General features: G+C 69.3%; 17 protein-coding genes and 8 pseudogenes. 10 read left to right on the top strand and 15 right to left on the bottom strand.

The genetic code is table 11. The features are described from left to right. Nucleotides 1-334: 334 nt before the first annotated feature. The 6 genes from ACWD4J_RS18500 to ACWD4J_RS18475 form a co-directional block, all read right to left on the bottom strand. Nucleotides 335-1,129, bottom strand: a complete 795-nt coding sequence (locus ACWD4J_RS18500) for an ATP-binding cassette domain-containing protein (RefSeq protein WP_451396437.1) — start codon at nucleotides 1,127-1,129, stop codon at nucleotides 335-337. Continuing rightward, a complete protein-coding gene (locus tag ACWD4J_RS18495) occupies nucleotides 1,126-2,127 on the bottom strand; it encodes an ABC transporter ATP-binding protein (RefSeq protein ID WP_451396436.1) in 1,002 nt (333 codons plus the stop codon). Before ACWD4J_RS18495 ends, ACWD4J_RS18500 begins: the two co-directional genes overlap by 4 nt. Next, nucleotides 2,124-2,984 carry an ABC transporter permease gene (locus ACWD4J_RS18490; protein ID WP_451396435.1) on the bottom strand — a complete coding sequence of 287 codons (861 nt, stop codon included), beginning with the start codon at nucleotides 2,982-2,984 and terminating at the stop codon, nucleotides 2,124-2,126. Before ACWD4J_RS18490 ends, ACWD4J_RS18495 begins: the two co-directional genes overlap by 4 nt. Further along, nucleotides 2,981-3,925, bottom strand: coding sequence for an ABC transporter permease (locus ACWD4J_RS18485; RefSeq protein ID WP_451396434.1), 945 nt, complete (start codon nucleotides 3,923-3,925; stop codon nucleotides 2,981-2,983). The genes ACWD4J_RS18490 and ACWD4J_RS18485 overlap by 4 nt, the downstream gene beginning before the upstream one ends. Before the next feature lie 12 nt (nucleotides 3,926-3,937). Beyond that, nucleotides 3,938-5,596 carry an ABC transporter substrate-binding protein gene (locus ACWD4J_RS18480; RefSeq protein ID WP_451396433.1) on the bottom strand — a complete coding sequence of 553 codons (1,659 nt, stop codon included), beginning with the start codon at nucleotides 5,594-5,596 and terminating at the stop codon, nucleotides 3,938-3,940. 158 nt (nucleotides 5,597-5,754) lie between these two features. Beyond that, the gene (locus ACWD4J_RS18475; RefSeq protein ID WP_451396432.1) at nucleotides 5,755-6,357 is read right to left on the bottom strand and encodes a TetR/AcrR family transcriptional regulator; all 603 of its coding nucleotides are present in this window, start codon (nucleotides 6,355-6,357) and stop codon (nucleotides 5,755-5,757) included. A 189-nt stretch (nucleotides 6,358-6,546) separates the two neighbouring features. On the opposite strand from ACWD4J_RS18475, the gene ACWD4J_RS18470 reads away from it, so the two are divergent. From ACWD4J_RS18470 to ACWD4J_RS18455, 4 genes are all read left to right on the top strand, one after another. After that, nucleotides 6,547-8,238, top strand: coding sequence for a CocE/NonD family hydrolase (locus ACWD4J_RS18470; protein ID WP_451396431.1), 1,692 nt, complete (start codon nucleotides 6,547-6,549; stop codon nucleotides 8,236-8,238). A gap of 1,253 nt (nucleotides 8,239-9,491) precedes the next feature. Then, entirely contained in the window at nucleotides 9,492-9,701 is a 210-nt protein-coding gene (locus ACWD4J_RS18465; RefSeq protein WP_351145731.1) for a ferredoxin, read from the top strand. Next, a complete protein-coding gene (locus ACWD4J_RS18460; RefSeq protein ID WP_451396430.1) occupies nucleotides 9,691-11,058 on the top strand; it encodes an NAD(P)/FAD-dependent oxidoreductase in 1,368 nt (455 codons plus the stop codon). Before ACWD4J_RS18465 ends, ACWD4J_RS18460 begins: the two co-directional genes overlap by 11 nt. A 36-nt stretch (nucleotides 11,059-11,094) precedes the next feature. Then, nucleotides 11,095-12,306, top strand: a complete 1,212-nt coding sequence (locus tag ACWD4J_RS18455; protein ID WP_451396429.1) for a cytochrome P450 — start codon at nucleotides 11,095-11,097, stop codon at nucleotides 12,304-12,306. A 569-nt stretch (nucleotides 12,307-12,875) separates the two neighbouring features. Here ACWD4J_RS18455 and ACWD4J_RS18450 read toward each other — a convergent pair. Both ACWD4J_RS18450 and ACWD4J_RS18445 read right to left on the bottom strand, forming a co-directional pair. Next, nucleotides 12,876-13,088 (bottom strand): annotated as a pseudogene (locus ACWD4J_RS18450) (transposase); the annotation flags it as partial. Nucleotides 13,089-13,117: 29 nt separating this feature from the next. After that, nucleotides 13,118-14,220: pseudogene (locus tag ACWD4J_RS18445) on the bottom strand (integrase core domain-containing protein). Between the two features lie 18 nt (nucleotides 14,221-14,238). Here ACWD4J_RS18445 and ACWD4J_RS18440 point away from each other — a divergent pair. Further along, nucleotides 14,239-14,772, top strand: a pseudogene (locus ACWD4J_RS18440) (aldehyde dehydrogenase family protein). Between the two features lie 85 nt (nucleotides 14,773-14,857). Here ACWD4J_RS18440 and ACWD4J_RS18435 read toward each other — a convergent pair. Beyond that, nucleotides 14,858-17,563 carry an FUSC family protein gene (locus tag ACWD4J_RS18435; RefSeq protein ID WP_451396537.1) on the bottom strand — a complete coding sequence of 902 codons (2,706 nt, stop codon included), beginning with the start codon at nucleotides 17,561-17,563 and terminating at the stop codon, nucleotides 14,858-14,860. Nucleotides 17,564-17,729: 166 nt separating this feature from the next. Here ACWD4J_RS18435 and ACWD4J_RS18430 point away from each other — a divergent pair, with 166 nt between their 5' ends. From ACWD4J_RS18430 to ACWD4J_RS18420, 3 genes and pseudogenes are all read left to right on the top strand, one after another. Then, nucleotides 17,730-18,335, top strand: a complete 606-nt coding sequence (locus tag ACWD4J_RS18430; protein WP_451396428.1) for an acyl-CoA-like ligand-binding transcription factor — start codon at nucleotides 17,730-17,732, stop codon at nucleotides 18,333-18,335. A gap of 64 nt (nucleotides 18,336-18,399) precedes the next feature. Next, nucleotides 18,400-18,654, top strand: a pseudogene (locus tag ACWD4J_RS18425) (DUF3040 domain-containing protein); the annotation flags it as partial. 547 nt (nucleotides 18,655-19,201) lie between these two features. Then, nucleotides 19,202-20,434: a PP2C family protein-serine/threonine phosphatase gene (locus ACWD4J_RS18420; RefSeq protein ID WP_451396536.1), complete on the top strand. Its 1,233-nt coding sequence runs from the start codon at nucleotides 19,202-19,204 to the stop codon at nucleotides 20,432-20,434. 27 nt (nucleotides 20,435-20,461) lie between these two features. Here the strand turns inward: ACWD4J_RS18420 and ACWD4J_RS18415 are convergent, their stop codons facing one another. Continuing rightward, entirely contained in the window at nucleotides 20,462-20,941 is a 480-nt protein-coding gene (locus tag ACWD4J_RS18415; RefSeq protein ID WP_451396427.1) for a universal stress protein, read from the bottom strand. 56 nt (nucleotides 20,942-20,997) lie between these two features. Beyond that, a pseudogene (locus ACWD4J_RS18410) lies at nucleotides 20,998-21,573 on the bottom strand (PP2C family protein-serine/threonine phosphatase); the annotation flags it as partial. A gap of 894 nt (nucleotides 21,574-22,467) precedes the next feature. Between ACWD4J_RS18410 and ACWD4J_RS18405 the strand changes: the two are divergent. Beyond that, nucleotides 22,468-22,923 (top strand): annotated as a pseudogene (locus tag ACWD4J_RS18405) (IS21 family transposase); the annotation flags it as partial. A gap of 513 nt (nucleotides 22,924-23,436) precedes the next feature. Here ACWD4J_RS18405 and ACWD4J_RS18400 read toward each other — a convergent pair. Beyond that, nucleotides 23,437-23,661: pseudogene (locus ACWD4J_RS18400) on the bottom strand (ParB N-terminal domain-containing protein); the annotation flags it as partial. Then, nucleotides 23,658-24,008, bottom strand: coding sequence for a hypothetical protein (locus ACWD4J_RS18395; RefSeq protein WP_451396426.1), 351 nt, complete (start codon nucleotides 24,006-24,008; stop codon nucleotides 23,658-23,660). The pseudogene ACWD4J_RS18400 and the gene ACWD4J_RS18395, both read right to left, overlap by 4 nt. Nucleotides 24,009-24,180: 172 nt before the next feature. Here ACWD4J_RS18395 and ACWD4J_RS18390 point away from each other — a divergent pair, with 172 nt between their 5' ends. Continuing rightward, nucleotides 24,181-24,960, top strand: coding sequence for a uracil-DNA glycosylase (locus ACWD4J_RS18390; protein ID WP_451396425.1), 780 nt, complete (start codon nucleotides 24,181-24,183; stop codon nucleotides 24,958-24,960). Nucleotides 24,961-25,099: 139 nt separating this feature from the next. Here the strand turns inward: ACWD4J_RS18390 and ACWD4J_RS18385 are convergent. Next, a pseudogene (locus tag ACWD4J_RS18385) lies at nucleotides 25,100-25,333 on the bottom strand (hypothetical protein); the annotation flags it as partial. Between the two features lie 166 nt (nucleotides 25,334-25,499). Next, nucleotides 25,500-25,979: a TrkA C-terminal domain-containing protein gene (locus ACWD4J_RS18380; RefSeq protein WP_451396424.1), complete on the bottom strand. Its 480-nt coding sequence runs from the start codon at nucleotides 25,977-25,979 to the stop codon at nucleotides 25,500-25,502. Nucleotides 25,980-26,134 lie beyond the last annotated feature (155 nt).

The raw sequence follows: 26,134 nt of genomic DNA, 5'->3' as shown, positions 1-26,134 counted from the left end.
CGCCGATTCCGCCGGCCGCCCCGGTCACCACCACGCGACGCCCGGCGAGCGGCAGGCCAGGCAGGACCGCTTCGTCACGGCTACCCATGGACCGTCCCGGAACGCGGAGGACCACCGCGACGCGGAATCTGCCCCGGGTGTGTGGTCTGCGCGCGCGCCGACCCGGGCGCCGACGGCAGGTCGAGACCGTCGGAGTGCCGGGCTGCCGAGTCGCCGTGCGCCTGCGAGCCTGTAACCGGCGATCTGGGTACGCACTCCGGTTGGTGACCCCGGCCGGCAACCCTCGCGGGGACCGACGCCGGACGCCTGTCCCGATGCAGGATGCGCACGGGCGTCACAGGTGGCGGACTGGGTGCCAGCCCTCGCGGGGGACGGCCGCCAACAGGTCACGGGTGTAGGCGTGTTCGGGTGCGGTGAGTACCTGGTCGGTGGTGCCGTGCTCGACGACTTGGCCCTGGTGCATCACGATCAGCTCGTCGGTGACCTGCTGTACGACGGCGAGGTCGTGGGTGACGAAGAGGTAGCCGATGCCGAGTTCGTCGCGCAGGTCGGCGAGCAGATTGAGTACCTGCGCCTGGATAGACACGTCGAGCGCGGAGACGGCCTCGTCGAGTACGAGGACCTTCGGGCGGGACACGAGAGCACGGGCGATGGCCACCCGCTGGCGCTGCCCGCCCGAGAGGGCGCTCGGTGTCGAGCGCGCCATCCGAGCGTCCAGGCCGACTTGGTCGAGGAGCTCGGCGGCACGGTCACGGCGCCGGTCACGGTCGGGTTCGTGCAGGCGCAGGAGCTCATCGATGCCGGCGCCAATGGTCTGGCGGGGATCGAGAGAGGCGTACGGGTCCTGGAAGACGAGCTGGATCCGGCGGGCGCGCCGCAGCCGCTTGGTGCGGCCGTGGCGGGTGGCCCCGCCCGTGGTCAGTGATTCGCCGTCGATGCTGACTGTGCCCGCCGTCGGGGTCTCCAGGCCTACGAGCATCCGGGCGACGGTGGTCTTGCCGGAGCCGGATTCGCCGACGACGCCCATTGATCCGCCGGGCGGGAGGGTCAGGGACACGTCGTCGACGGCGACCCTGCCGCCGGCGAATTCCTTGCGCAGCCCGGTGGCTTCCAGAACGGGCGTGGTCATGGTGTCGTCTCCAGGAGGCTTCCGGCGGCAGCGAGTTCGGCCACGCGGTGGCAGGCGACCAGGTGGGTGCCGTGCGGTTCGAGTCGCGGCCGGACCGAACGACAGCGCTCCTCGGCGAAGGCGCAGCGATCGGCGAAGACGCATCCCGGCCCGGCCTCGAACGCCGACAGAGGCCGGCCGGGAAGGCTGACCGGGCGAGCCCGGGTGCCGACAGCCGGACGGGAGCGCAACAAGCCCGCCGTGTAAGGGTGTTGGGCGGTGCGGTGCAGACCTTCGGATGGCGCGAGTTCGACGATCGTGCCGGCGTACATCACGGCGATGCGGTCGGTGACGGCCGCGGCCAGGTCGAGGTCGTGGGTGACCAGGATCATGGCTAGGTGATAGCGGCGGCGTTGCTCGTCGAGAATGGCCATGACCTCTTGCTGGGTGGTCACATCGAGCGCGGTGGTCGGCTCGTCGGCGAGCAGGAGCCGGGGTTCGGCGGCCAGGGCCGCGGCGATCATCACGCGCTGGAGCAGGCCGCCCGACAACTGGTGAGGGTGCTGGCGCAGCCGCTGCTCCCCGTCGGCGATGCCGACCTCGGTGAGTTGCCGTACCGCCTGCTCGGCGGCCTGCCTGCGTGCAACGCCACGCGCGCGGACCAGGACTTCGGTCAGGAAGTCGCCGATCGTGCGTACGGGGTTGGCGGCGGTGCGCGGATCCTGCGGGATCATCGCCACCTGGCCGGCCCGGAAAGCGCGCAGCTCGGACGGGTTCATGGCGGTCACGGAGTGTCCGTCGAAGGTGATGCCTCCTGCTGTGCGGGCCCCGGCGGGCAGCAGGCGCAGCACGGCCTTGAGGCTCATGGACTTGCCCGACCCGGACTCGCCGACCAGGCCCAGCGAGTCACCGGGCCGGACGGCGTACGAGACGTCGTGCAGCACGGTCCGTCCGTCCCTCAGGTCGACGCGGAGGCCGGTGATGTCGAGCAGCGGCTGCTCTTCCGTAGGCGCGTTCATGCCCGTGCTCCTGCCGTGTCCGTGTTGCCCGTCCGTTCGCCGATGGTGGTGACCGCGAGGACGACGAAGATGATCAGCACTCCCGCGGAGAGCGACTGCCAAGGTGCACCGCCCAGCAGCGCCGACTGCCCCTGGGCAACCATCAACCCCCATTCCGCGGAGGGTGGTTGGACTCCGAGCCCCAGGTAGGAGACCGCCGCCAGGTCCACCAGCGCCGAGCCGAAGGCGATCGCGGACTGGGCACGGATCACCGGCCACACGGCCGGGGCCAAGTGGCGCAGGCAGATGGCCCAGCCGCCGAGGCCGTGGCTGCGCAGCGCCTCGACGTAGGCGAGGTTGCGTTCGCGGACGGCGATGATGCGGGTGACGCGCGCGATGTACGGCGTGTACGCGATAGCGAGCGCGGTGACCGGGGCGAGGAATCCGGTGCCGATCATGGCGACCGCCAGGACGGACAGCAGCAGGCCGGGGAAGGCGAAGAAGAAGTCGAGAATCCGGCTGGTCACCGCGTCGAACCAGCCGCCCAGCCAGGCGGAGGCGATGCCGAGGGCGGTGCCCAGAACGGTGGCCGCAGCGATGATCAGCGTGGGACCGAGCAGGCTGAGTCGGGCGCCGTACAGCAGCCGGGACAGGACGTCACGGCCGAGATCGTCGGCCCCCAGCCAATGAGCCGGGGAGGGAGCGGAGTTGGCGGCCAGGATGTCGGTCGCCGCCGGATCGTACGGGGCGATCAGCGGGGCGAGAACGGCGGCGAGGGCCAGAAGGACCATGACGGCACCGAGCGCGGCCGAGACGATGTCGACGCGGCTTCTCCAGCCGGGCTTCTCCGCAGGGAGGGTGAGAGCGGTCGCCGTCATCGGGCCTGCCTTTCGCGGGACTTGGCCGCGGCGCGGATGCGGGGATCGAGCGCGCGGTGCAGGACGTCGGTGGCGGTGGTGGTGAGGATGAAGGCGGCCACCATCAGCAGGCTGATCGCCAAGACGATGTTGCTGTCCTTGCTGGCGACGGACTGGACGAGGAACGAGCCGATGCCGCCGATGCCGAAGGCCTGCTCCACCACGACCGTGCCCGCGATGAGTCCGGCGACCGCGAGCCCGGACACGGTGGTGATCTCCGGTGCCGCGTTGCGCAGTACGTGCCGGCGGAAGACTCCGGCCGGGCTCAGGCCCCGCGAGCGGGCGATGGCCACGTGCTCCTGGCCCAGCTGTTCCCGCAGGGACGCGCGCACGACCTGGGCCAGATAGGCCGCCCACGACAGGGCCAGCGCGAGGGCAGGAAGGATCAGCCCGCGCAGTCCGCCGACCCCGGTGGAGATCGCGGGCAACCAGCCCAGCCAGAGCGCGAAGACCTGGATGAGCAAGGTCGCGGCCACGAAGGAGGGCACGGCGACTCCGATCCCGGACAGGACGGTCAGGACGGCGGAGCCGGGCCGGCTTACCGCTCCCACGAATCCGGCGCCCAGCCCGCCGACCAGGATGAGCAGCGCGGTCAATCCGACCAACGCCAAGGTCTGGCCGACGCGGGGTGCGAGGAGAGAGGAGACGCTCTGCTGGTACTGGAGCGAGGTCCCGAAGTCGCCGTGCAGACAGCCCTCCAGCCAGTGCAGGTAGCGCAGCGGCAGGGGCTGGTCGAGGCCATTGGCGTGGCGGATGACCGCGATCTGCGCCGCGGTGGCCTTGGAGCCGGCCAGCCGGGAGGCCGCGTCGCCTGGCGAGGCCGCCAGCGCGAGGAAGATGACCAGGCTGGAGGCGAGCAGGGTCAGCAGAGCGCCTGTGACGGTGCGGAGTGCGGCGCGCATGGTGGACGCCCCTTACTTGGCCGAGCCGATGACGGCGAGCGAGGGCTGGAAGATCGCGGCGGTGGTGAGCGGGGCACCGGTGACGCGCTTGTTGAGGTAGGTGACCTCGTTGATGCTCAGCAGCGGGACGGACCAGGCGACGGCCTCGTACCGGGCCTGCGCCTGGACGATGTAGTCGGCACGCTTACTGGCGTCCGTGGTCTGCCGGGCCTTGGCGATGAGGGCGGCGGTCTTGGCGTCGCTCCAGCCGATCCAGTTGAACTGGCCGTCCGGCACCGGGCCGAGGGCGAGGTAGTCCAGTGGGTCGGCGACGCTGAGGAAGCCCTTGGTGAGCAGGAAGTCGATGCCGGCCCGTGCCTTGGGGTCGTAGAAGGCGGTGTTGAACTGGAGCGGCTGCATCTGCTTGATCTGCACCTTGAATCCGATCCTGCGGGCCTGCTCCTGGATCAGAGTGACGGTGGTGACCTCCGTGGCATCGCCGGCCTGGACACCGATAGTGACCGTGCTGTCCTTGAGCGGGCTCTGCGCGAGCTCCTTCTTCGCCGCGGCCGGGTCACCGCCGGAACCGGGCTTGTCGAGCTCGTCGTAGGCGCTCTGGAAGGCCTGTTTCGCCTCGGCGTCCCATCCCGAGGGCGGGATGAACGTGTAGAGCGGGGTGGCGCTGTTGTGGAAGATGGCGGTGGCGAGGGCCTTGCGGTCGATGACCTTGAGGAGGGCCAGGCGGATGTGCTCGTCCTTGCCCGCGGGTGTGCCGTTGGGTGCCAGCTGGTACGAGCTGAGTCCGGAGCCCTGGTGGATGGCGCCGTTCGTCGTGTTCGCCAGGGCAGGGAGCGCGGCGGCGGGGACGCCGAAGGCGCCGTCGAGCTGGCCGGACTTGAGGCCCAGGGTCAGGTTGGTGGTGTCGGAGATGAAGGAGACGTCGACCGTGGCGGCGCGGGCGCGGAAGGCCTTGTCCCAGTAGGCGTCGTTGCGGACGAGGCGGATGCTGGTGTTGGCCTTCCAGTCGGCGAGTCTGAACGGGCCGGTGCACATGACGCCGTTCGCGCCCTTGCCGTACGAGCTGCCCATCTTCTTGATGAAGTCGGCCTTGGCGATGACCCCGGAGGTGGCCGCCATCTCCTTGTTGAACAACTCGTCCGGCTGCTTGAACTTCACCGTCACCTCGAGCGGGCCGGTGGCCTTGATGGAGGTGACGTCGACGAAGTTGGGAAAGTTGTTGGAGGCGACTTTGTCGTCGAGGTTGCGGTTCAGGCTGTACGCCACGTCGGTGGCGGTGAGTGGCGAGCCGTCCCAGAACTTCACGCCCTTGCGGATCTTGTAGACCAGGGTGGTGGGGTTCGGGTTGGTCCAGGAGGCCGCAAGGCCCGGCGCGTAGGAGAGGTCGGCCTTCATGCGGACCAGGGTGTCGCAGAGGTTGGCGACCATGACGTTCGAGCTGTAGTCGCCGGCGTGCGCATAGTCCAGGCTGGCGGGCTCGCCGGAGGGCAGGTCCCAGCGGAGGGTGCTGATGTCGCCCTTGGCCGCGGGCGTGGTCACCTCCACGGTGGGCGTGGAACCGGACGAGGCGCTCCCGCCGGAAGCGGCCGACTGGCCGCCGGTACACGCCGTGAGCCCCAGAAGGGGGACGGCTGCCAGGAGCGGCAAGCGGGATGCGCGGTGCTTCGGGGACACGTAAGCCTCCCAGGCAAGGGTGGGGTGCGGCGCGAGGCCGAGGCGGCGGCAAGAGTGCCCGTCCCGCTCGTCGCGGTTCCCCGACAGTGACAGGGACCGAATACCTTGTCAACGAAGACAAAGTAACGACGAGGTTTCCCCACCCCCGAGGGGAGGCGTCAGGCCCGTGCTGCCGTGACCGCGCCCAGTTGCGCCACCAGGGCCTCGCCCGCGACCCGGATCAGCCCGCCCGATCCCAGTGGACGGTCGAGGTCGGAGATCACGGCATTGCCCAGTGCGAGACACAGCAGGCCGTACGCGGTGCCGCGCCGCACGGCCGGTGCACTGTCCGGGAACTCGGCGGCCAGTCCCGAATCGATCGCGCCGAGCATCAGCCGGTACCCGGACATGATGGCCTCACGCAGCTTCTCGTCGCTCTGACCTGCCCTGATGAGCTCCAGGATGACAGCTGTCTCGTCACCCACGCTCAGGAACCAGGGGCCGAAGAGGTGGTCCATCGCGACCCCGAGGCGCTGTTCGGGTGGCGCCTGCTCCACGGCGACGGCGAAGGCCCGGTCGTCGCGCTCCTGCACCCATTCCACGAGGGCGAGCAGCAGGTCCTCCCGGTTGCCGACGTAGTGCCGGACGTGGCTGCGGCTCAGCCCGGACTCCTCGGCGATCTTCTCCAGCGTGGCACCGGCCAGCCCGTTCCTGGCCAGGCACCGGCTCGCCGCCTCCAGAACCTGCTGTCGCCGCTCGGCGGCCAGACTCGGGCGCCCCATGGCTGATGTGCCTCCCCTGCGATCCGAGCATCAGATGGGCTGAAGCATCGCACACCGCGACGATCGGGCTCCTGATGTCGAGCTTTTGTTTGTCGGTATTGAAAAACTAAGACACTGGTGCCACTGTGTGCGAATCCGTCGGGCTTCTCGCCCGCGCCTCCACCCCACGACAGCATGTGAGGCTGCCCCGTGAACGTGCCTTTCGAGACCGTCACGCCCGCACCCGTCGACCCCTCCGCCCTGCCGTTCAGGGTCCGGATGCGGGACGGCGTCCGGCTTGCCACCGACGTCTACCTGCCCGAGGGTGAGTCGATCGACGAGCCTGGCCCGACCATCCTTGTCCGGCTGCCGTACGACAAGTCCGGGGCGTACGCCTCGATGCCGCTCATCGCCCCCTACCTCACCCGGCGCGGCTACCGCGTCGCCGTCCAGGACGTGCGCGGCAAGTTCCGCTCCGAGGGCGAGACGCTGCTGTTCGTCAACGAGGTCCACGACGGCTACGACACTCTCGAATGGATCACCCATCAGCCCTGGTCAGATGGGATCGTCGGCATGTGGGGCGACTCGTACTACGGCTACACCCAGTGGGCCGCCGTGGCGAGCGGGCACCGGGCGCTGCGCGCCATCGCTCCCCGCGTCACCGGCACCGAGCTCGGCCAGGTCGTCGACAACTCCGACGGTACGCGGGACGTCGAGATGGGCATTCACCTGGGTTACATGGCCACCCACTACGTCGGCCCCGACACCTATGAATGGGAGCCGGACCCCGACCGTCGTCCGCTAATAGCCCCGTTCGAGGAGTTCTTCCGGACCCTGGGGCGCCGCTCACCCTCCTTCGATGTCGCCTTCCCCGAGGAGGTACGGCTGCGCCGCTGGCCCGAAGGTCATCCCTTCGACCACCGATCCGTCCCGGTCCTGCACACCGTCGGTTGGTACGACAACTGTGCCCCCTGGCACTGGCGCGATATCGAGGAACTCGCCCGCCGTCCCGACTGGGCCAACCAGCAGTACCTGCTGATCGACGCCATCGACCACGAGAACTACCGCCTCTCGGGCGCCCCGTACGACGACGAGTCGCGTGATCATGCGCTCAGCCAGGAGGCGTTCCGCGCCCTCCTGCCTGGCTACCTCGACCCGGCCCTGGACTTCTTCGACGTCTTCCTGCGCCGCCAGGGCAGCCCGGCCGACCTGCCGCGCGTGCGTTGGCACCTCGTCCACGGCGACGAGGAAGGCTTCTGTACTGACGCTCACTGGCCACCAGCTGGCAGCCAGGCCGTGAACCTCCACCTGGGACCGGACGCCGGAACCCCGGACGGCGAAACCCCCGGCCTGCTCAGCCCGACCCCGCTCGAAAGTCCCAGCGCGGCGAGCTGGACCCACGATCCCGAAGACCCGGTGCCCTCGGCTGCACCCAACGCCTTCGCCTACCTCCAGACCAACCCACGCCTGCACGAGTGGTCCAAGCGCGGCGACGTCCTGGTCTTCGACGCCGAACCGACCCCGGCACCTCTCGACCTGGCGGGCCCGGTCTCCCTCGACATCGCTCTCACCACCACGGGACCTTCCACCGATCTCTTCGCGAAGCTGCTGGATGTCCACGCGGACGGTGACGCCGAACTCGTCGCCCATGGCCGCGTACACATCGACAACCCGGCGAGGCGGTTGACGCTCAGCCTCGGCCACGCCGGATACAGGCTGCGCACCGGGCACCGCCTGCGTCTGCACCTCCACAGCAGCGACTTCCCCGAGTTCGTCCTCCATCCGGGCACTGACGAGAACCCATGGCTCGCGACCCGCGGCGAGCGGACAACTCAGCGGATCCGGCTGGGTGGCGCCGACGGCGCTCGGCTCGTTCTGACCGTTGCGTCTCCGGAACATTGACCTCGCGCACACTTGACGGATGAGTGTGGGAATAGAGGCTCCGTCCCCTGGAACTTGAGGGCGGGGGCCTCTGTGTATTGGAACGAGAAACCGGTGCGGGCGGGTCTGCTTCCCGCCGGTCCGGCCGACCGGACCTGGTTTCGTGATCTATCCAGTGGGCCCGTCGGCGGTCCGTCGTCGGGAGTGGGTGCGTCGGGTTGTTGCCAGTGGCGTCTGCGCCCGATGTACCAGAGCGAGCGAGTGTCACCTTTTCCGGTAGCACCCCAACGACACCCCCGAGCACTGCTGAGCCGGTCGAGGCGGTTGTCGAGGATGAGCCTGGCGGGCGCGGTGCGTCGCAGCGTGAGCGGATGCAGATGGTTCTGATCGTTGAGCGTCTCCTTGCTGAGACCGGGCATCTCGTCCGCTCCCGGCACTGACCATCGCCGGCGCGTGTCGGCGCGACAGAGGAGCGCAGCATGCACAAGACCATCGCCATTGTCGGAGCGGGACTGGGCGGGGCATCCCGGATCCGCTCGGCACGGCGCAGACCACGCTGCTGCCGCGTGTCCTCTCGGTTGGGTTACGTGTTGCTGGTGGTCATAGCCGTGCAGGGGCACGCGTCTCCCTAATGGAAGGGCTCGATGGCCCGGCATCCGATCAGTCGTTCGTGACCCCAGCTGCCCGCGGGGTCCTCGGTCTTGGGCGGGAACTTGAGAGTTCCAGGCGCCGCGAGAGGTGGTTCCTGCGAGGGGCTCGGACCACGAACACCAACGATCTGATTAGCGGTTGGGATGCGTTGCTCGCCCTGTGGTGGCGGCGGACGGAGCCGGGGGGTCGACCCTTGACCAAGGGGTCTGGCCCCTGGGGTCGCATACGGCTTCCCCAGCTCCGACCGCCGCCACCACAGGGCACCCGGATGGTGGTGGAGCGGGTTCGTAGTGCCCCATTAGGGGTCGCAGGTTCAAATCCTGTCGTCCCGACAGAGATGTCGGAAGTTTCCGCAGGTGAGGGGCCGCTTTCCCAGGAATGGGAAGGCGGCCTTTGTGGTGCTGGTGGGGTGGTGGTCGCAGGGTGGTCGCACTGTCGGCACTGTCGATGGCTTCGCCAAGGTGAGAGCGGTACCGGCTCGGGTGGGGTGGGCGCGCGGCCGCTCCACGGCGGCTTTCGTCGGACTGCGTGCACCCCCGGATGGGTCAGCCGTGCTGCCGCCGGCCGTTGCCTGGACACAGAATCGTCAGCGGACGGCTGCGCGACGCGAGGAGTGGTTCGGGATGCGGGTTGTTGTGGATCTCAACCGCTGCCAGGGGTACGCGCAGTGCGTGTTCCTCGCTCCGGATCTGTTCGAACTGCACGGCGAGGAGGCACTGCTGTACAACCCAGAGGTCCCCGAGGACCAGCTCGAACGCGTTCAGCGGGCCGCGGCTGCCTGCCCGGTGCAGGCCGTCCTCGTGGGAGAAGAGGCGAGCACAGTTGTCCAGTGATCTGCGGAGCGGCCGGGTCGTCATCGTCGGAGCATCGCTGGCCGGGCTGCGCGCTGCCGAGACCCTCCGCGAGAAGGGCTTCACCGGCTCGCTGACCGTGGTCGGCGACGAGCCGCATCCGCCCTACGACCGGCCGCCGCTGTCCAAGCAGGTGCTGCTCGGCAAGACGGCGGCGACCTCCGTCGAGTTGCCGATGCGTCGTGACCCGGAGGCGGACTGGCGGCTCGGGGTCCGCGCCACCGGCCTCGACCCGATGGAGAAGCGAGTACTGCTCGCCGACGGCGGGTCCCTGCCGTTCGACCGGCTGCTGATCGCCACCGGCACCCGGGCCCGGCCCTGGCCGAACCCGGACGAGGGCGCCCTGGACGGGGTGTTCACCCTGCGCACCATCGAGGACGCGGGCCGTCTTGCCGAACGCTTGGACGCCGGGCCGCGCCGGGTCCTGGTGATCGGCGCCGGGTTCACCGGCTCCGAGATCGCCTCCGCGTGCCGAGAGCGGGGCATCGACGTGACGGTCGCAGAGCGCGGGCCCGCGCCCCTGGTGGGGGCGCTCGGCGGCACGCTCGGCAAGTTCGCGGCACGCCTGCACCGCGCCCACGGCGTGGACCTGCGGACCGGGGTGACGGTCACCGCGCTGCGCGGAAACGGCCGGTTCACCGGCGCGGACCTGTCCGACGGCAGCCATGTCGAGGCCGATGTCGCCGTGATCGCCCTCGGGGCGGTCCGCAACACCGAGTGGCTGGCGGACTCCGGACTTGCCGCGGGGCCGCGCGGGGTCTCCTGCGACGCCGGGTGCCGCGCCTTCGACATGTACGGGATCGTCACCGACGACGTCTTCGTGGCCGGCGACGTGGCCCGTTTCCCGCACCCGCTCTTCGAGTATCAGCTGCTCTCCTTGGAGCACTGGGGCAATGCGGTGGAGCAGGCCGAGGTGGCAGCCCACAACATGGTCAATCCGGGGCCGCGCCGACGCCCGCATCTGGCGGTCCCGGCCTTCTGGTCGAGCCAGTTCGGCCTCAACATCAAGTCCGTCGGCGTGCCCACCTTCTCCGACCAGGTGGTCATCGCTCAGGGCTCGGTCGAGGAAGAACGCCTGGTGGCGGTGTACGGCTACCGGGGCCGGATCACGGCCGCGGTCACCATCAACATGGCCAAGTGGCTGGAGCACTACCAGCGCCTGATCGAGACGGCCGCCCCGTTCCCGCCCGAGCCCGGCGCAGCCGACCGCCGGGCCGCCGCCGACTTCCCGATCCCCTCCGACGTACCGGACCCGAAGGTCCTCTCGCACGGCCCCACCGTCAGCCTCACCGGCCACCTGCCGGACCGCCGGTTGACCAGGGTGTGGCCCGCCGGCTGACACCACCCTCCCTCCCAGTCGACGAGGAGTCCGGGCATGACCGCCGACACCCTGCTCGCACGGATCACCGACTACGCCAACCGCCCCAACCCTTACCCGCTCTACGCCGAACTCCGCGAGGCAGGTCCCGTGGTGCGCCAGACGGACGGCAGCTATGTGGTCAGCACCTACCACGAGATCAACTCGCTGCTGCACGACCCGCGCATCAGCTCCGACATCCGCAACCTCGCCGTCCCGCTCAGCGGCCTGCCCGATGAGGAACGACAACCGCCGGCCTTCATCCGGCTCGACGAACCCGAGCACCAGCGGCTGCGCAGCATCGCGATGCGGCCGTTCGGCCCACCGCACAGCCCCGGTCGGGTCGACGCCCTGCGAGGGGAGATCACGCAGATCACCGAGGAGCTGATCGACGCGTTCGGGGACCGCAAGCAGATCGACATCGTCGACGACTTCGCCTACCCCCTCCCCGTCACGGTCATCTGCCGGCTGCTGGGCGTGCCGCGTGAGGACGAGCCGACCTTCCGCACCTGGTCCTCAGCGATCATCGAGGCCGCCGACGTCCGGCCAGGAGAGGACCGCACCGAGCGCGAACGGGCCGGGGAACAGGCCCGGGCGGAGACGGGCCGTTACCTCATCGACCTTGCCGAGCGCCGCCGCGGCCACCCGACCGACGACATGCTCTCCGCGTTCGTCAACGAGCAGGATCCAGCCGCGCGCCTCACCCCTGAGGAGCTGGCGGTCACCGGCACGACTTTGCTGGTCGCCGGGCACGAGACCACCGTCAACCTGATCACCAACGGCATGCTCACCCTGCTGCGCCATCCCGATCAGATGGAACGCCTGCGCCGCGAACCCGCCCTGATGCCGAAGGCGGTGGAGGAACTGCTGCGCTACGAGCCCCCGGTCCACATGCTGTCGCGGCGCACCCCGCTCACCGACGTGGAGATCGCGGGTGCCACCATCCCCAAGGGCGCACGGCTGCTGCTGATGCTGGCCTCCGGCAACCGCGACCCCAGGCGCTTCCGTGACCCCGAGCAGTTCGACCTGACGCGCGAGGACAACCAGCACTTCGGCTTCGGCGGCGGCATCCACATCTGCTACGGCGCGGCGCTGGCCCGCCTGGAAGCACAGATCGCGCTGAACACGCTGATCCACCGCCTCGGCACCCCGCGACTGGTCGAGGACCCGCCCCCGTACCGGACCAGCGCCACGCTCCGGGGCCCCCGCCACCTGCCCGTGGACATCTGATACGTAAGCGGTGGTGCCGACCACGGTGCTGTCATCGGGGCGATCGAGTCGAAGAATCCACTCACCGCGGTCTGCCTTGGAAAGATCATCTGCATCGCTGCGCGGTGCGTCAGGAGTGGTGGCCGCCAACATGCCGACGTGGGCATGCGTGTTGGGGGAGCCCGGCACGCCACAACGGGTGTACCCGCCGAAGGCGCCGGGACTGCCCAGGCATGCCGTCCCCCGACCGGCCATGCCGAGCCTGGCGACGCCCTCGAGACCCCCGTCTTCGCCTGCCCCGCTGGCGCCCGCACCGATGGACGCGGGCGGAGGAGCGGGAACCTGCCCTCCTCACCCAGTCCCAGGCGGTCGCCGAAGCAGTCCTGAGCCTGCTCACCACCGACTGAATCGCCCGCCAGACCCAGCCGCCTGTAGCCCAGCACTACCAGTTCCAGGAGAGGCCCCAGGTAGTCAGCAGCAACGTTGCTGACTCGCTGTCGGCTGACACCCGCACCGACACACCGGCTTTGTTTTCTACGCCGAGTGCCAGGGCTCCACGTATCCGCGGGGATGGTCCCGACGACAAGGGGTCATGTCCCTTCTGGTGGTGTAGCGGGGGAGAGCTGATCTTTGTCCTGGGGGTAGATCGCGTCCATGCTGCCTTCGGGGAGGTAGCGGCGGGGGAAGGCGATCCATTCGTCGTGCATCTCGATGAGGACGGCGGTCGTGAGGCGTTCGAGGGCGCCTGGGTTGGGGAAAATCTGGACGACGTCGACGCGGCGCTTGATCTCCCGGTTGCCCCTGCCCTTGCCGGAAACCCCATCCGTACAGGTCATGCGGCGTGTTGGTACTCGTGCAGGATGCCGCCGAGTCGCTCGCGTCTGCGTATGTCGAGGCGGGCGATCTGCTCCGGATCGGCGATCGGGGTGGGCAATGGATATTGCGGGCGGGCATTGGCGATGCCCTGGTGGGGGCGGTGGGAGTTGTAGAACCGTTCGAACTCGCGCAGGGCGTGGAGCAGATGCCGCTGGTTCCAGATCAAGGTCCGATCGAGGAGCTCGCGGCGGCAGGTCTGCACCCATCTTTCCGTGATCGAGTTCATTCGCGGCATCTGAATGCCGCTGAGTACGACCTCGATCCCCGCGTCCCTGAGGACGGCGTCGAACAGGGCTGGGAACTTGCCGTCCCTGTCCCGGATCAGGAACCGTGGCCGGCGGCCGGCATCCTCCAGATCCATGACGAGATTCTTTGCGACCTGAGCCACCCAGGATGCGGTCGGGTGTGCTGTCGCGCCCAGGATCCGGACCCTTCGGTTGGCGTGCTCGATGACGGCGAATACGTACATCCGTGCCCCGGACAGCGTGACCGTCTCGAAGAAGTCGCACGCCAGCAGGGCCTCTGCCTGGGAGCGCAGGAAGCCGGCCCAGGTGCCGGAGGCACGTGCGGGCGCAGGGCCGATGCCGGCCTCCTTGAGGATCTCCCAGACGGTGGACGCGGCCACTTTCACTCCCAGCACGAGCAGGTCGCCGTGCAGGCGCCGGTAGTCCCAGCTGGGATTTTCTCGTGCCAGGCGCAGCACCGGGGCGCGGACGGAGCGGACGGTGCGCGGCCGGCCCGGGCGCTTCGGCCTGGACGCGGCAGCATGCCGGCGTGCGAGCGGGTCGCGGTGCCAGCGCAGCACCGTGTCGGGTTGCACCACCAGCCGCAGCCTGCGTAGTACGTTCCGTGGCAGCCGGTGCAGCAGCGCCGCCAGGAATGCCCGATCGCTCCGGGTGAACCGCACCCTTTCCTTTCCGAGTTGGCGTTCCAGGACCGTGATCTGATGGCGCAGGGCGAGGATCTGATCTCTGCGTCCTTCTCCCGATCGCTCATCGGTAGCAAGCGCAGCAGCGCGAACGCGTTCGTGACACCCAGGTAGGCCAGTCTCAGCAGCACAGTCGATCATGTTGCGGCGTGGAGCGACAGCCGTGCGAGAGCGCCGACTTCAGTGACCGTGGCCGCCATCCGCGAAACCCCCGGCACACCCGCTCCCACCAGCGCGGACGAGGTATTCGGCAAAGGCAGCGCTCGGGCATCGAGCAGGGCGCGACCTTGCTCACCGGCGGCAGTGAGGTGGCCGACCAGGAGGGCTTCTTCTGCCAGCCCACCGTCTTCACCGATGTGCAGGACGACATGCGCATCGCCCGCTAGGAGATCTTCGGACCGGTCCTCGCTGTACTGCCCTTCGACGACGAGGACGACGCCATCGCCCGCGCAAACGACAGCGAGTACGGCCTTGCGGCCTCTGTCTGGACGCGTGACATCGAGAGCGCTCACCGGGTGGCCCACGCCATCCGGTCCGGGACGGTGCTCGTCAACATGCCCAACCCCGTGGATGCCGCGGCTCCTTGGGGCGGCTTCCGCTCCAGCGGCTGGGGCAGGGAGATGGGACGGGGCGCCATCGACCTGTACACGGCGACCAAGAGCGTCTGGGTCTCGCTCGGCTGAGCCTGAGCCGTTCGAACCTCTTTCCTTTCCTCGCTTTGGGGGTGCTCTGGACTGATCGTCCGGCTCCTCGGCCGGCGCCGGACGATCAGTCCTCCTGGCCCTGCAGCAGGAAGTCGCAGTTCGTGGCCCGGTCGGCGGTGACGCCCACCGCGATGACCTCCGGGCGTCGACGCGGGCTGGTGGCCAGGATCTGGTAGAAGCCGGGTGACAGATTGTCGATGCGGAAGGTGTCACCGGAGACATCAACGGCCAGGATCCGCTGGGAACGGTCCGGGTGCAGGACCGTAAGACGCGCGACCGTCCGTGACCGGTCGGGGTCCAGGTAGACCAGGTGGCCCTCGACGGAGCCGACGGGCCCCGCGGTGAGCGTCGCGACGGCCGCAGTGGCGGTGACCGGGGCCGCCGCACGGGCGAGGCCTTCCGTGCCTCCTGTCGGCAGGGTCTGCCCGGCACCCGCTGCCTGCTCCGCGCGAAGGGCGAACAGCTCACGGCTGAGGGCCTGGGCACCGGTGCGGTAGTTGCTCCCCCGCACGGGCATGTCCAGCCGGGCGGCGAGGTCGCCCAGCAGGTCGTCCAGGTAGCCGAGGTAGTGGAGCGCGTGCCGCAGTTTGGCGTTGGCCGGGGAGACGGACAGGGCGTCCTGCAGCTGCCGGATGTCTTCGGCGCTACGGACCCAGGCCCCGGGGGAGGCCGCGGGCGCGCTCTCGCCGTCCGACACCTTCTCGGCGTCCGAGACAGTCTCGGCCAGGGCTTCGATCGAGTCGGACAGGTTGCCGGTGATCCGTAGCAGCTGCTCCCGCTGTCGCGCGGTCAGCACGGCTTCGCCGCTGCCGACCGACATCTCACGGGCGTAGACGGCGGCCCTGCGCATCGTGGAACGGATGTCCTCGGCACGCTCGTGGCCGGCGCTGGCCGGAAGGCGAACGAGCGAGCGGGTGAACCGGTGCAGCTCATGCGCGGCCTGGTCCACTGCCCTGGCCTGCTCGCGGGTGCCCTCGGCCCCGGAGGAGCCGCTCCAGACCTCGCCGGACTCACGTACGAACGTGGCCAGTGCGTGAACGTGGGAGGACTGGGCGCGGCGCAGCAGGGTGCGGGTCGCGATGGGCAGGACCACCAGGGCTACCAGCGTGGCGATGACTGCCCCGACCGCGTTCTCGCCCGCGCGCAGCACGATCACGGAGTCCTTGAACCCGCTGGTGAAGGAGTAGAGCTGGATGAGCGAGAGGGCCAGGCAACCGGCCCATATCGAGTAGTAGGTACTGATCGAGTAGGTGCCCACCACCATGGCCACGCAGATCAGCGACAGGGTCGCCATCGGGTGGTCGGATCCGAGGAGGTTGGCGAAGCCGATTCCCACGGCGCCGCCGATGAGCGTGCCGATGACGCGCTTGGCGGTCTTGCGCATCCGGTCGTGCGGCGAGTCGGTGTTGCTCAGGACGATCAGCGCGCCGATCATGGCCCAGTAGAACCGATAGCCGCTGATCATGTCGCCCAGCGGAACGGCGATCATCAGCGTGATCAGGACCTGGATGACGATCCGCATCTGAGCGTTGGGCTTGCTCCAGGCGTTCCACGGGCGGCGCATGCCGCCGGAGGCAAGGGTGCGGCTGGCCAGCAGGCTGGTGCCGGGGAGCTTGCCCTTGACCAGCGTGACCGGTGTCGTGAAGCGCTCGCCGCCCTCGGCGGTGATGCCCGCTTCCAGCTTGGCGTCGGCCTCGGTGGTCCAGGCGTCGGCGGCGCGGTGCAGATCGCCGAGCACGGCGACGAACCGGTAGAGCCCCGAGACGAGCCGCTCGTGTTCCGGATGCCGGGAGTCGTCCTCGTGCCGGGCCAGCCAGTCCAGCAGCGGGGCGGTCGAGGCCGGGAGGGTGCCGTCGTGCCGGCGGCCGCCGCGGTCGAGGTCGGTCAGGGCCGCCAGCATCAGCGTGCGCACCTCGTCGGGCAGCGGTTGGCGGCGCAGCTGGATGACCGTACGGCCCAGAGCGTGCGCGGCCAGTTCGGTGTCGAAGACCAGCCGGTGCATGCGGGTGGCGAGGTGCCCCGGACGTCCGGAGCTTGCCAGGTAGCCGTCCACCAGCATGGCCGCCTCGTTGAGGTGGATCATCTCGCTGCGCAGCTTGCGGGTCGCGCGGCCGGTACGGTCACCGGCTTCGACCAGCTTCGTGGCTCGCCGGACGACGTAGCGGGTACGGGTCAGAAAGCCCCGTTCGATGTGCACCAGGCCGGTTGCCGGACGCATCCGGCAGGCCACCACCTGGATCACTGCCGCCGCGACCGCCGCCACCGCGATGGTCGGGGCGATGTACTGCATCTGCGACAGCTGTAGGGGCACCAGGATGCCGCCCAGGAACCCGGCGAAGAACATGGTGCCGGAGTCGTGCCCGAAGTCGCCGAAGGCGCCCTTCAGCGCGAGCTGCACTCCCATGGCCGCAGCGGCCGCGATCAGCGCGGGGATCCGGTAGGGCTGGATCTCGATCGCGCACAGCAGTGCGACGAGGAAGGCCGGCACGCCCCAGACACAGCGGAGCGCCAGCTTGCCCGCCTTGGGGCCGGCGACGGTCAGGCCGACGATCAGTCCGACCATGCCGCCGTACATCAGGCCGAACATGCTCGGCTGTCCCATGAGATGAGCCATCCCGTACCCCGCGGCCAGGGTGGACGGGAAGACCATCAGCATCCTCCACCCCGAGCGCAGGCGGGCCAGGGCGGGGTCGGTGGCCTGCAGGTGATCGCGCAGGCGGATGGGCCAGGCCGGGAGGCAGGTGGGGCACCTGCCTCCGCTGCCGAACACTTTCGACAAGACGCTGTTCTCCTCGATGTTTTTTCTGTGGTTCGTGGGCTCCTGCCGGCTGTTCCGCTCTGCGCGGTGCTCTCTCCACGACCCCGTCACTAGTTACTTAGTCATCCTAAGTTATTTTTTGCATTGGTGCAAATATGCAGCGGTGTAGTATTGTGCCGTGAATGCTGTGAGCACAGGCGTCGGCATCAGGGAACGCAAGAAACAGCAGACCCGCGAGGCGCTGCACCGCGCCGCCATTCACCTCTACGTGGAGCGGGGTCCGGACTCGGTCACGGTCAACGACATCTGTGCCGCCGCCGGAGTCTCCCGGCGCACATTCTTCAACTACTTCGAGTCCAAGGACGACGCCGTCCTGGACATGAACGAGGAGCGGTCCGGCGGATCGCTGGCCGAGCGGATCGCTGCCCGCCCGGCAGAGGAGGACCCGCTGCAAGCGGTGCACCAGGCGATTCGCGCAGGGATCCGTCACCTTCTGGAGCACCCGACCTGGCGGGAGCGCCAGCAACTGGTGCGGCAATATCCCAGGCTGGTGCCGATGGCCGTCGCCAACAACCGCCGCACGCAAGCCTCAATAGCGGAAGGCGTCGCCCGGCGGACCGGCCTCCAGGCCGACGACCTCTACCCACGCGCTCTGGCCGGCGCCGCGCACGGGGTCACGCGGGCGGCCCTGGCGCAGTGGAACCCCGAGGACCCGGGCTCCGAGCTGCTGGCCATAGTGGACACGTCGTTCGAGATGGCCGCGTCGGGGTTCCCTGCCCCCTGACCGGCGCGCGGACACTGCGGGTGCCGATTACTGGTAGCGCGGTTGCGAAGGCGCTGGCCAGCGGATATGGATCCGGATCATCCCCTGCTCCAGCTCCGGGAGAACCGTCCGAACCCCGCTGCACGACCTTGAGACGCAGATGCAGCGAAGTGACCCTCATTTCGCCCGCGGTCTGCAAACAGGGCGCCCGCGCCAGCCGCGCGAATACCAGCGCCGCCGCGGCCCGGCCTGGGCGCTGCTGGCCCTCTCGTTGGCGATGCTGGTCATGGGCATGGTGCTGCCGCAGGGCCTGCTCCTCGCAACGGGACTGGTCAGCGCGGGGATGGCGTTGTGTCTGCTCGCGCCGCCGTACGACCCGGACCGCCCCGACCTCCCCTTACATGCGGCGGCGCAAGCACGCCTGTACCGCTACGGCCCACAGCCCACCGCGAACATCGCCACCACTCTCGTGGCACGCGGCGAATTCGCGCTGATCCTGGCCGCCGAGCCCGCCACCCCACGGCCGCCATCCCACACGCCGACCCGGCACCGGACACGCCCGAGGCCACCGCGTCCCGCCGGCGACATCACCCCGTCGGCCTCGTCCGCCCCCTCCGCGGAAGCGGAGCGATAGCGCCAGCCCAGGAACCGCGCAATCCGCCCATCGGTGGCCACCCGCAGGTGCGGGGCCGGGCGGGTGGAGGGGTTGGCGCTCAGGGCTTCAAGACCCCGTGGGCCCTTTGACGCGTATCCGGGTCGCACCTCGGGTTGTGCGCGTCCGCGCCTACACCACCGGCTGCGGCCCCTGGGGTGCTGACCTGCCCGGAGCGCCGCTGGTGCTTATCGTGAAAGAACACGTGATCGACATAGCGTCGCGGGCAGGTGGCATCGTGAACGCATCCGGGATCGACTACGAGGCGGTATTCCAGGCGCTGCCGAGCGCGGTGGCCCTGTTCACCACGGACCTGGTGTATGCCGACGTCAACGAGGCGTTCCTGAGCAGCATGGGGCGTACCCGTGACCAGGTGGTAGGCCGCCATCTGTCTGAGGCCTTCCCCGACGACCCCAAGGACCCCGCCGTGACCGGCATGCGCAAGCTGCACGCATCGCTGCGGTGGGTGGCCGCCACCGGCGAGCGCGACGCCATGACGCTGCACCGCTACGACGTGGAGTACCCGGACCGGCCCGGCGTGTGGGAGGAGCGGTACTGGAGTCCGGTCAACGTCCCCGTCGTCGGCCCAGATGGGCGGGTGGCGCTACTGCTGCACCGGGAGGAGGACATCACCGAGCTGATCCGCACCCGCGGCGGCCAGGGCAGCGGCGACCGCGCGACGGTACTGGAAGCCGAGCTGTACACCCGGGCCCGGGAACTGCAGCAGGTCAACGAACGGCTGCGCCAAGCCCACGCCCGCGAACGCGAAGTCGCCCTGAGCCTGCAAGAAGCGATGCTGCCCGCCCCCAGGCCTGTGGGTCGTCACCGCGCGGCAGTGCGCTACCGCCCGGCGGTCGGGGCCCTGAACGTGTGCGGGGACTGGTACGACCTCGTCGACCTGCCTGGCGACCGCATCGCGGTGGCCGTCGGCGACGTCGTCGGCCACGGCCTGGCCGCCGCCGGCGTCATGGGCCAGCTGCGCAGCGCCCTCAGCGCCGCTTCCCGCGTCGCCGAAGGCCCCGCCCAGGCCCTGGAAGTCCTCGGCCTGTACGCCCGCTCGGTCGACGGCGCGGAGTCGACCACGGCGGTCCTGTCCGTCATCGACGGCACCAACCGCACCATCGCCTACAGCAGCGCCGGCCACCCTCCACCAGCCCTGCTGCACCCCGACGGTCGTGTGGACTTCCTGGACCAGGCCACCGACCCCCCGCTCGGCGCCCGCCCCGAACACATCCCCCGCCCCCAGGCCGAGACCACGTTCACCGAGGGGGCCACCCTTGTGCTGTACACCGATGGGCTGATCGAACGCCGCCACGAGGACATCGATGCCGGCCTGGCCCGGCTTGCCGACTCCCTTACCCGCCACCGGAGCGCCGACCCCGAAACGCTCGCCGACGCCCTCCTGGGCGACTTGACCCCAGCTGCCGGTGCTACTGACGACACCGCCCTGGTCGTCCTCCGCCCGTGACAGAGGCGGCCAACGCAGGCCCTCACTTCACGACGGCTGGTCCGTCCGCCCGGCCGGTACGACGACGACCGGGAGATGGGCGTGATGCACGACCTCGGTGCTGGTGGAGCCCAGGGTGAGGCGCCCCCACACGCCTGAGCCGCGGCTGCCGACCACCAGGAGGCAGGCGTCATTGCTGGCGTCCAGCAGGACCTGCGACGGGCGGCCCCGTTCGACTCTGATCTCTACGTCCACCGATGCGCCGCCGACCCGCTCTCGCGCGTCCTGAAGCGTCTTGGCGACCGCCTCCGACGTGGCGTCGCGCAGTTGCGTGTCCAGGTCGTAGAAACCCGAAGCGGCAGGCCACTCGAAACCGCTGTACCGGGCGGCGAAGTCGTACGCGCATACGGCGCGGAGCCCGGTCCCGCGTAGTTGTGACTCCTGAAGGGCGAAGCGTACGGCCCGCTCGGAGGCGGGGGAGCCGTCGGTGCCGACAACGATCGGTGCGGGAGGGGTGGTGTGCGTCATCGAGGATGCCTCCGAACCGTGTCGTGTTGTGCGCTTCCTTTGCGGGAGGCACCTGGTCAGGCCGCCCTGCGGACCACGAGCGCGGTGATGTCGTCCCGAAGTTCCCCTGCGGTGTGGCAGTTGAGGTCATCGACCAGGTTGCCGGCGAGCTCCCATGGGGAGCCATCCGCCCAGGCCGGCAGGCGCTCTTCGAGGGGATAGAAATCACCGGTGATGCTGCGGGCCCCGGTGACGCCGTCACTGCAGGCAAGAAGGGTGGCGCCGGATGGGAACGGGAACCAGACGACGATCCTGGGTATCGCAGCGAGGTCCGCAAGACCAAGTGGCACGCCCGGGTCGCCGAGCGGCACGGGGCTCACCGGGTCGGCATTCAATAGGTACGGCGGAGGATGCCCGCAGTTGACGGCCTGCGTCTCGGTCGATTCGTCGATCCCCAGGATCAGAGCGGTGACGAATCGCTCAGGTTCGCCGATCTGTTGCGCGAAGGCGTTGTGCCGGACGACTGCTCTCTCCAGGTCATCCACGAGTGCCGTGAGCGTCGGCTCACGCAGGGCAGCCTCGCGGAACGCTCCGAGCGTGGCGAAGGCGGCTCCGATCGCCGGCAGCCCCCTTCCCTGGACATCGCCGAAAAGCAGCCGCGTACCGTACGGCGAGGCCACCGCTTCGTAAATGTCTCCTCCTACCAGCCGGTCCTCCTCCACCGGTAGGTACACGCCGTCGACGATCACCTGGTCGGTGAGGATCGGCAGGGGACGCAGTACCTGTCGTTGGAGGGCGACAGCCGTGGACCGCACGCGGTGCAGTTCGCGCTCACGGCGGATCCGCCAGTGACAGGTCAGGACGCACAACGCGCCAAGCACTGCGGCCAGCACCATGATGATCACGTAGTTGTACCAGGAGGGGAGCGGCCGGTAGATCAGTACTCCCGTGATGACGATCAACACCCAGCCCACTGCGTACACGGTCTGGCGCACGGTGCCGACCGCCGCAGGGAAGGCGGGCAGCAGGATCAGCAGGGGGATGAGCCGCACCGTACGGTCGTCGATCACCAGCTCCAGTGCCACAATCGGCACGGTCAATGCGGCGATATACGCCATCGGGGCCTTGACCGGGCTTGTGGGTGATGGCTCGGCCTTGCTCTCGGCACGCGACTGCTGCGTCGTGTCGGGCGCCCGGAACGACACACGCCGATGAATCACACATCCAGGCTCCCGCAGGCCACCCGCCCCGGCAAACCGCGGGCCTGCGCGGTTTGCGGGCATCATCTCCTGCTCGTCCGCTACGTCCCCGAACCCTGGGCCTGTCGAAACTCGCCCGCGTCCCCCACGCCGGGCTCCCAAACCGCCGCTGTCTTCTCTGGCGCCTACATCTTCAGGCCTGCCGTAAATGGGTGCTGTGTCAGAGGACACGGCAGACTCCCCGCTGGCGGTCAGTTGGCCTCCCCGCAGGCGGACATGAAATCTCCGCGGTGACGGACAGCTGATCTCCCCGCAGACCCACCAAGCCCATGACACAGAGTGGGCATGGTGGAGAGCGATGAGGAGATCACGGAGATTCTTGAGGCCTACGACCTCACCGGGAGTTACCGGAAGGCGGCCGAGCTGGCCGGCTGCGACCACCACACCGTGCGGCGTTACGTCCAGTTGCGCGGGCAGGGGGTCGACCCGACCGAGCGGGCAGTGCGGTCGAAGCTGATCGACGGCTTCCTGCCGAAGGTCGAGGAACTCGTCGAGAGGTCCCGCGGGAGAGTCGGGGCCGACGCCGTTCACAAGAAGATCGCCGCGATGGGTTTCACCGGCACCGACCGCACGACCCGCCGGGCCGTCGCGGCAGCCAAGGAGTCCTACCGGGCCGGGAACCGCAGGGGCTTCCGTCCGTGGATACCCGAGCCGGCGATGTGGCTGCAGTGGGACTGGGGCGAGGGCCCGCGCATCGACGGCAGACGCACCAGTTTGTGGTGCGCGTGGCTGGCCTGGTCCCGCATCCCGTGCTCGACAAGACCCCCACACCTCCGACTTGTAGGCCAGCTTCCCGGCCTTGCGTAGGGAGGTGTACTGGCGCAGCCGCTTGGGCTGCATGTGCTGGTTGTAGACGGGCGCCTGATCCTCCAGGCGGGACCAGTCGTACACGCCGTACTCGCCGGTGAGGTCAGCGACCAGCTGCGCCGCGTCCAGGGACGGGTAGGTCCACGCGAGGACGTCGAAATGGTTCTTCGCGGCGACCACCGCATATTCGGCGTTCAGCGCGATCTGGCCCTGGTCGTCGATGACGACGCTGCCCCACGCACCGTGGCCGCCGGTCATGTAGGACATGGCCTGCTGGAAGGGCTTGTTGCGGGAGACGGCGACCTCGATGCTCTGCCACGGGATCCGTGACCAGGCGCCGATCTCGCCGGGCTGCACATACACGATGCTCGCCTCGGTCTCGACGCGGTTGTGCAGCAGGTTGAACTGGATCTCGTCCGTCAGGCGGACTTTGGTGCCGAGCATTACGGCGGGAGTGTGCGTCATCCCCAGCGCGGTCATGGCCTTGGTTCTCTGGTGGCCTGCGACCAGGGTGCCGTCGGCGTTGAGGATGACCGGCTTGACGATGCCGTGGCGGCCGATGGACACCTTCAGCCGCTCGAAGGCCTCCTCCGACAGGTGGCGCGGGTTGTAGTCGGCCGGGCGCAGGTCCTTGAGCGGATACGCCTCGTAGAAAGTGGTGGTGGGGGCGCTCATGCGTCCGAGTCCTCCTCGCCGTCCTCGTCGCCTGCCAGTTCGGCCTGGTCGGGGCCGGGGGCGGGTTCCACACCGACGGTGGGCGCCTCGACGGTCTCGGTGTGGGCCTGCTGCAGCAGGTGCCAGCCGAAACCGAGGTCGGACCGGTACTCGCCGACGTACTTCTCGTAGATGGCGTTGAGCGTTTCCACCTCAGGCGCGGTGATCTGCACGCGAATGGTGTCGCGCTCGCGTACATCGCCAGCGTGGCGTGCACAGCCGCGGTCCGTCTCCACCAGCAGCGCCACCCTGTATGAAGGGACCTTGACGTCTGTCCTCGGCAGCTTCATGTAGAAGTCTGCCGACAATGCTCCTGTCCTTCGCGGTGCATCAATCTGTCACTGAATCCCCGGCTGCTGGCCTGCCTCACGCGAGTATCCTCAATCGGAATATTACGCACTTAGTGGGGCGTATTCTTGAGCTGCAGCCGCTCATCCAGTGGGTTGTGGTGTGTGGGCACAGGTGGCGCCGGGAGGCAGCATGGTGCGCAAGGCCCATCCGGTCGGCCCGTCGGCGCCGGCCGAGGACCCTGCGTTCCCGGCTGTAGCGGCTCCCGGGGCCTGCGACGTGGCCGGGCTGGACGCGGTGATGACGGGCTGTCGCGCCTGCCCGCGCCTGGTCGAGTGGCGCGAGGAAGCAGCTCGGGTCAAGCGCAACGAGTTCCGCGACTGGGAGTACTGGGGTCGGCCCGTGCCCGGGTTCGGGCCAGAGGACGCCGCTCTGCTGATCATCGGACTCGCACCGGCAGCCCACGGCGGCAACCGCACCGGCCGGATATTCACCGGCGACCGCTCCGGGGACGCGCTGTACGCCGCCCTGCACACACTCGGCCTGGCCTCCCAGCCGACCTCCATACGGCGGGGCGACGGGCTGGAGCTCTACGGCGTGAGGATCACCAACCCCGTACATTGCGCGCCTCCGGCCAACCGCCCCACAGCCCGCGAGCGGGACACCTGCCGACCATGGCTGAAGCGCGAGCTGCGCTTGCTGCAGCCGACCCTGCGTTCCATCGTCGTCCTCGGTGGCTTCGGCTGGCTCGCCACACTGCCGGTCTTGGAGGCTGCCGATTGGTTGGTGCCCCGCCCCCGCCCGGTATTTGGCCACGGCGTGCGGGTCAGTTTGCGGGCGGCCGACGCCGGTACCCCGCTGAGCCTGTTCGGCTGCTACCACGTCAGCCCGCGTAACATCTCCACCCGCCGTCTCAGCCCGGCGATGCTACGCACGGTGCTCGGCGCGGCAGCCGAGGCCGCCGGACTGTAGCCCGCACGGGCTCGGGGGGTTCAGTGCCGCCTGTTGCGAATGAGCGCCCTGCCTTGGGGAGCACTTACGGTGTCGGACGTGTGCGCTGCGTTCGGTGGCGGTCGCCTCGCGGAAAGTGCCTCCCGCGCAGCCGTGCCCAATGCCGCCTCCAGGTGAACTTCCCGCCGCCCACCCACCGAACCATGCTTGGGTCATCGAGGTCGTGGACCGTGATGCCTGCGGCAGCCGCGGCCAAGAGCACATCCGTCATCGACTTAGCCTCACCGACCACCTCCCCATCGATCTCCACGATGCGAAAGGGAGGATTACCGGGCTGCACTCCCAACACCGTGATCCTCGGCGTCCAGATGTGAGGGCTCGCACTCTCGGTCATGCAAAGACGGGTTCCACATGGGTCCGTCAATATGCCCGGCGGAAGGATCTGTAAATCGGCGCCGCCTGTCACCCGGCACTACCCGGCCCCGCCCAACTGCGCAGGCATCCGTCATCCACGGATTCGGTCTTGACCGAAGCTGTGGATGACAGGCTGGGAGACCTGCTTACTGGAACACGGCGTGGATTTCCTCCTCGGTAGCCGTGTGGGAGACCAGGAGGATTTCGTCGCCGGGCATCAGTCGTGTCTGGTCGGTGGGGACAGTGGGTTGACCGGCTCGGATGACGGTGGCGATGACGGTGCCTGTGGGGAGGTGGATGTCGGCGAGGGGGCGGCCGACGACTTGGGATTGCGGAGTGATGGCGGTTTCGATCACATTCACGCCTGCCTTGCTCAGTCTGAGGAGCGCCACGGTGTCGGTGGCGCCGGTTGCTTCTTCGATGAGGGAGATCAGGGGGCCCGTAGCGGGAACGGCTACGTCGACGCCCCAGCGGTGATCGAACAGCCAGGTGTTCTCCTCGTCGTTGACGCGGGCGGCTACGCGGGGGACGGCGAATCGGCGATTCGCCCTTGCAGGAGCCTCGCAGGTCTCGCTGGGCTGCTCCGAGCCAGCCCAGCCCAGCGCAGTCCGGCCAGGATCCGCCAACGGCGGGCTGTTGTGTGGCAGCGAGCCCCCTGGCCGCCGCCTCCCGAGGCACGTCGGCGTCCGCCTCGGCGGCGTCCCGCAGGGCGCGGCCGCAGGGCTCTGCCGCGCCTCTGCGCCGATGGGGTCGTACCGGTTCGATGAACCAGTAGTAGTTG

This window comes from Streptomyces sp. NPDC002577 (genome assembly GCF_053594815.1).
Note: the sequence above shows the minus strand (reverse complement) of the source record. Positions and strands in the feature narration are given on the sequence as shown.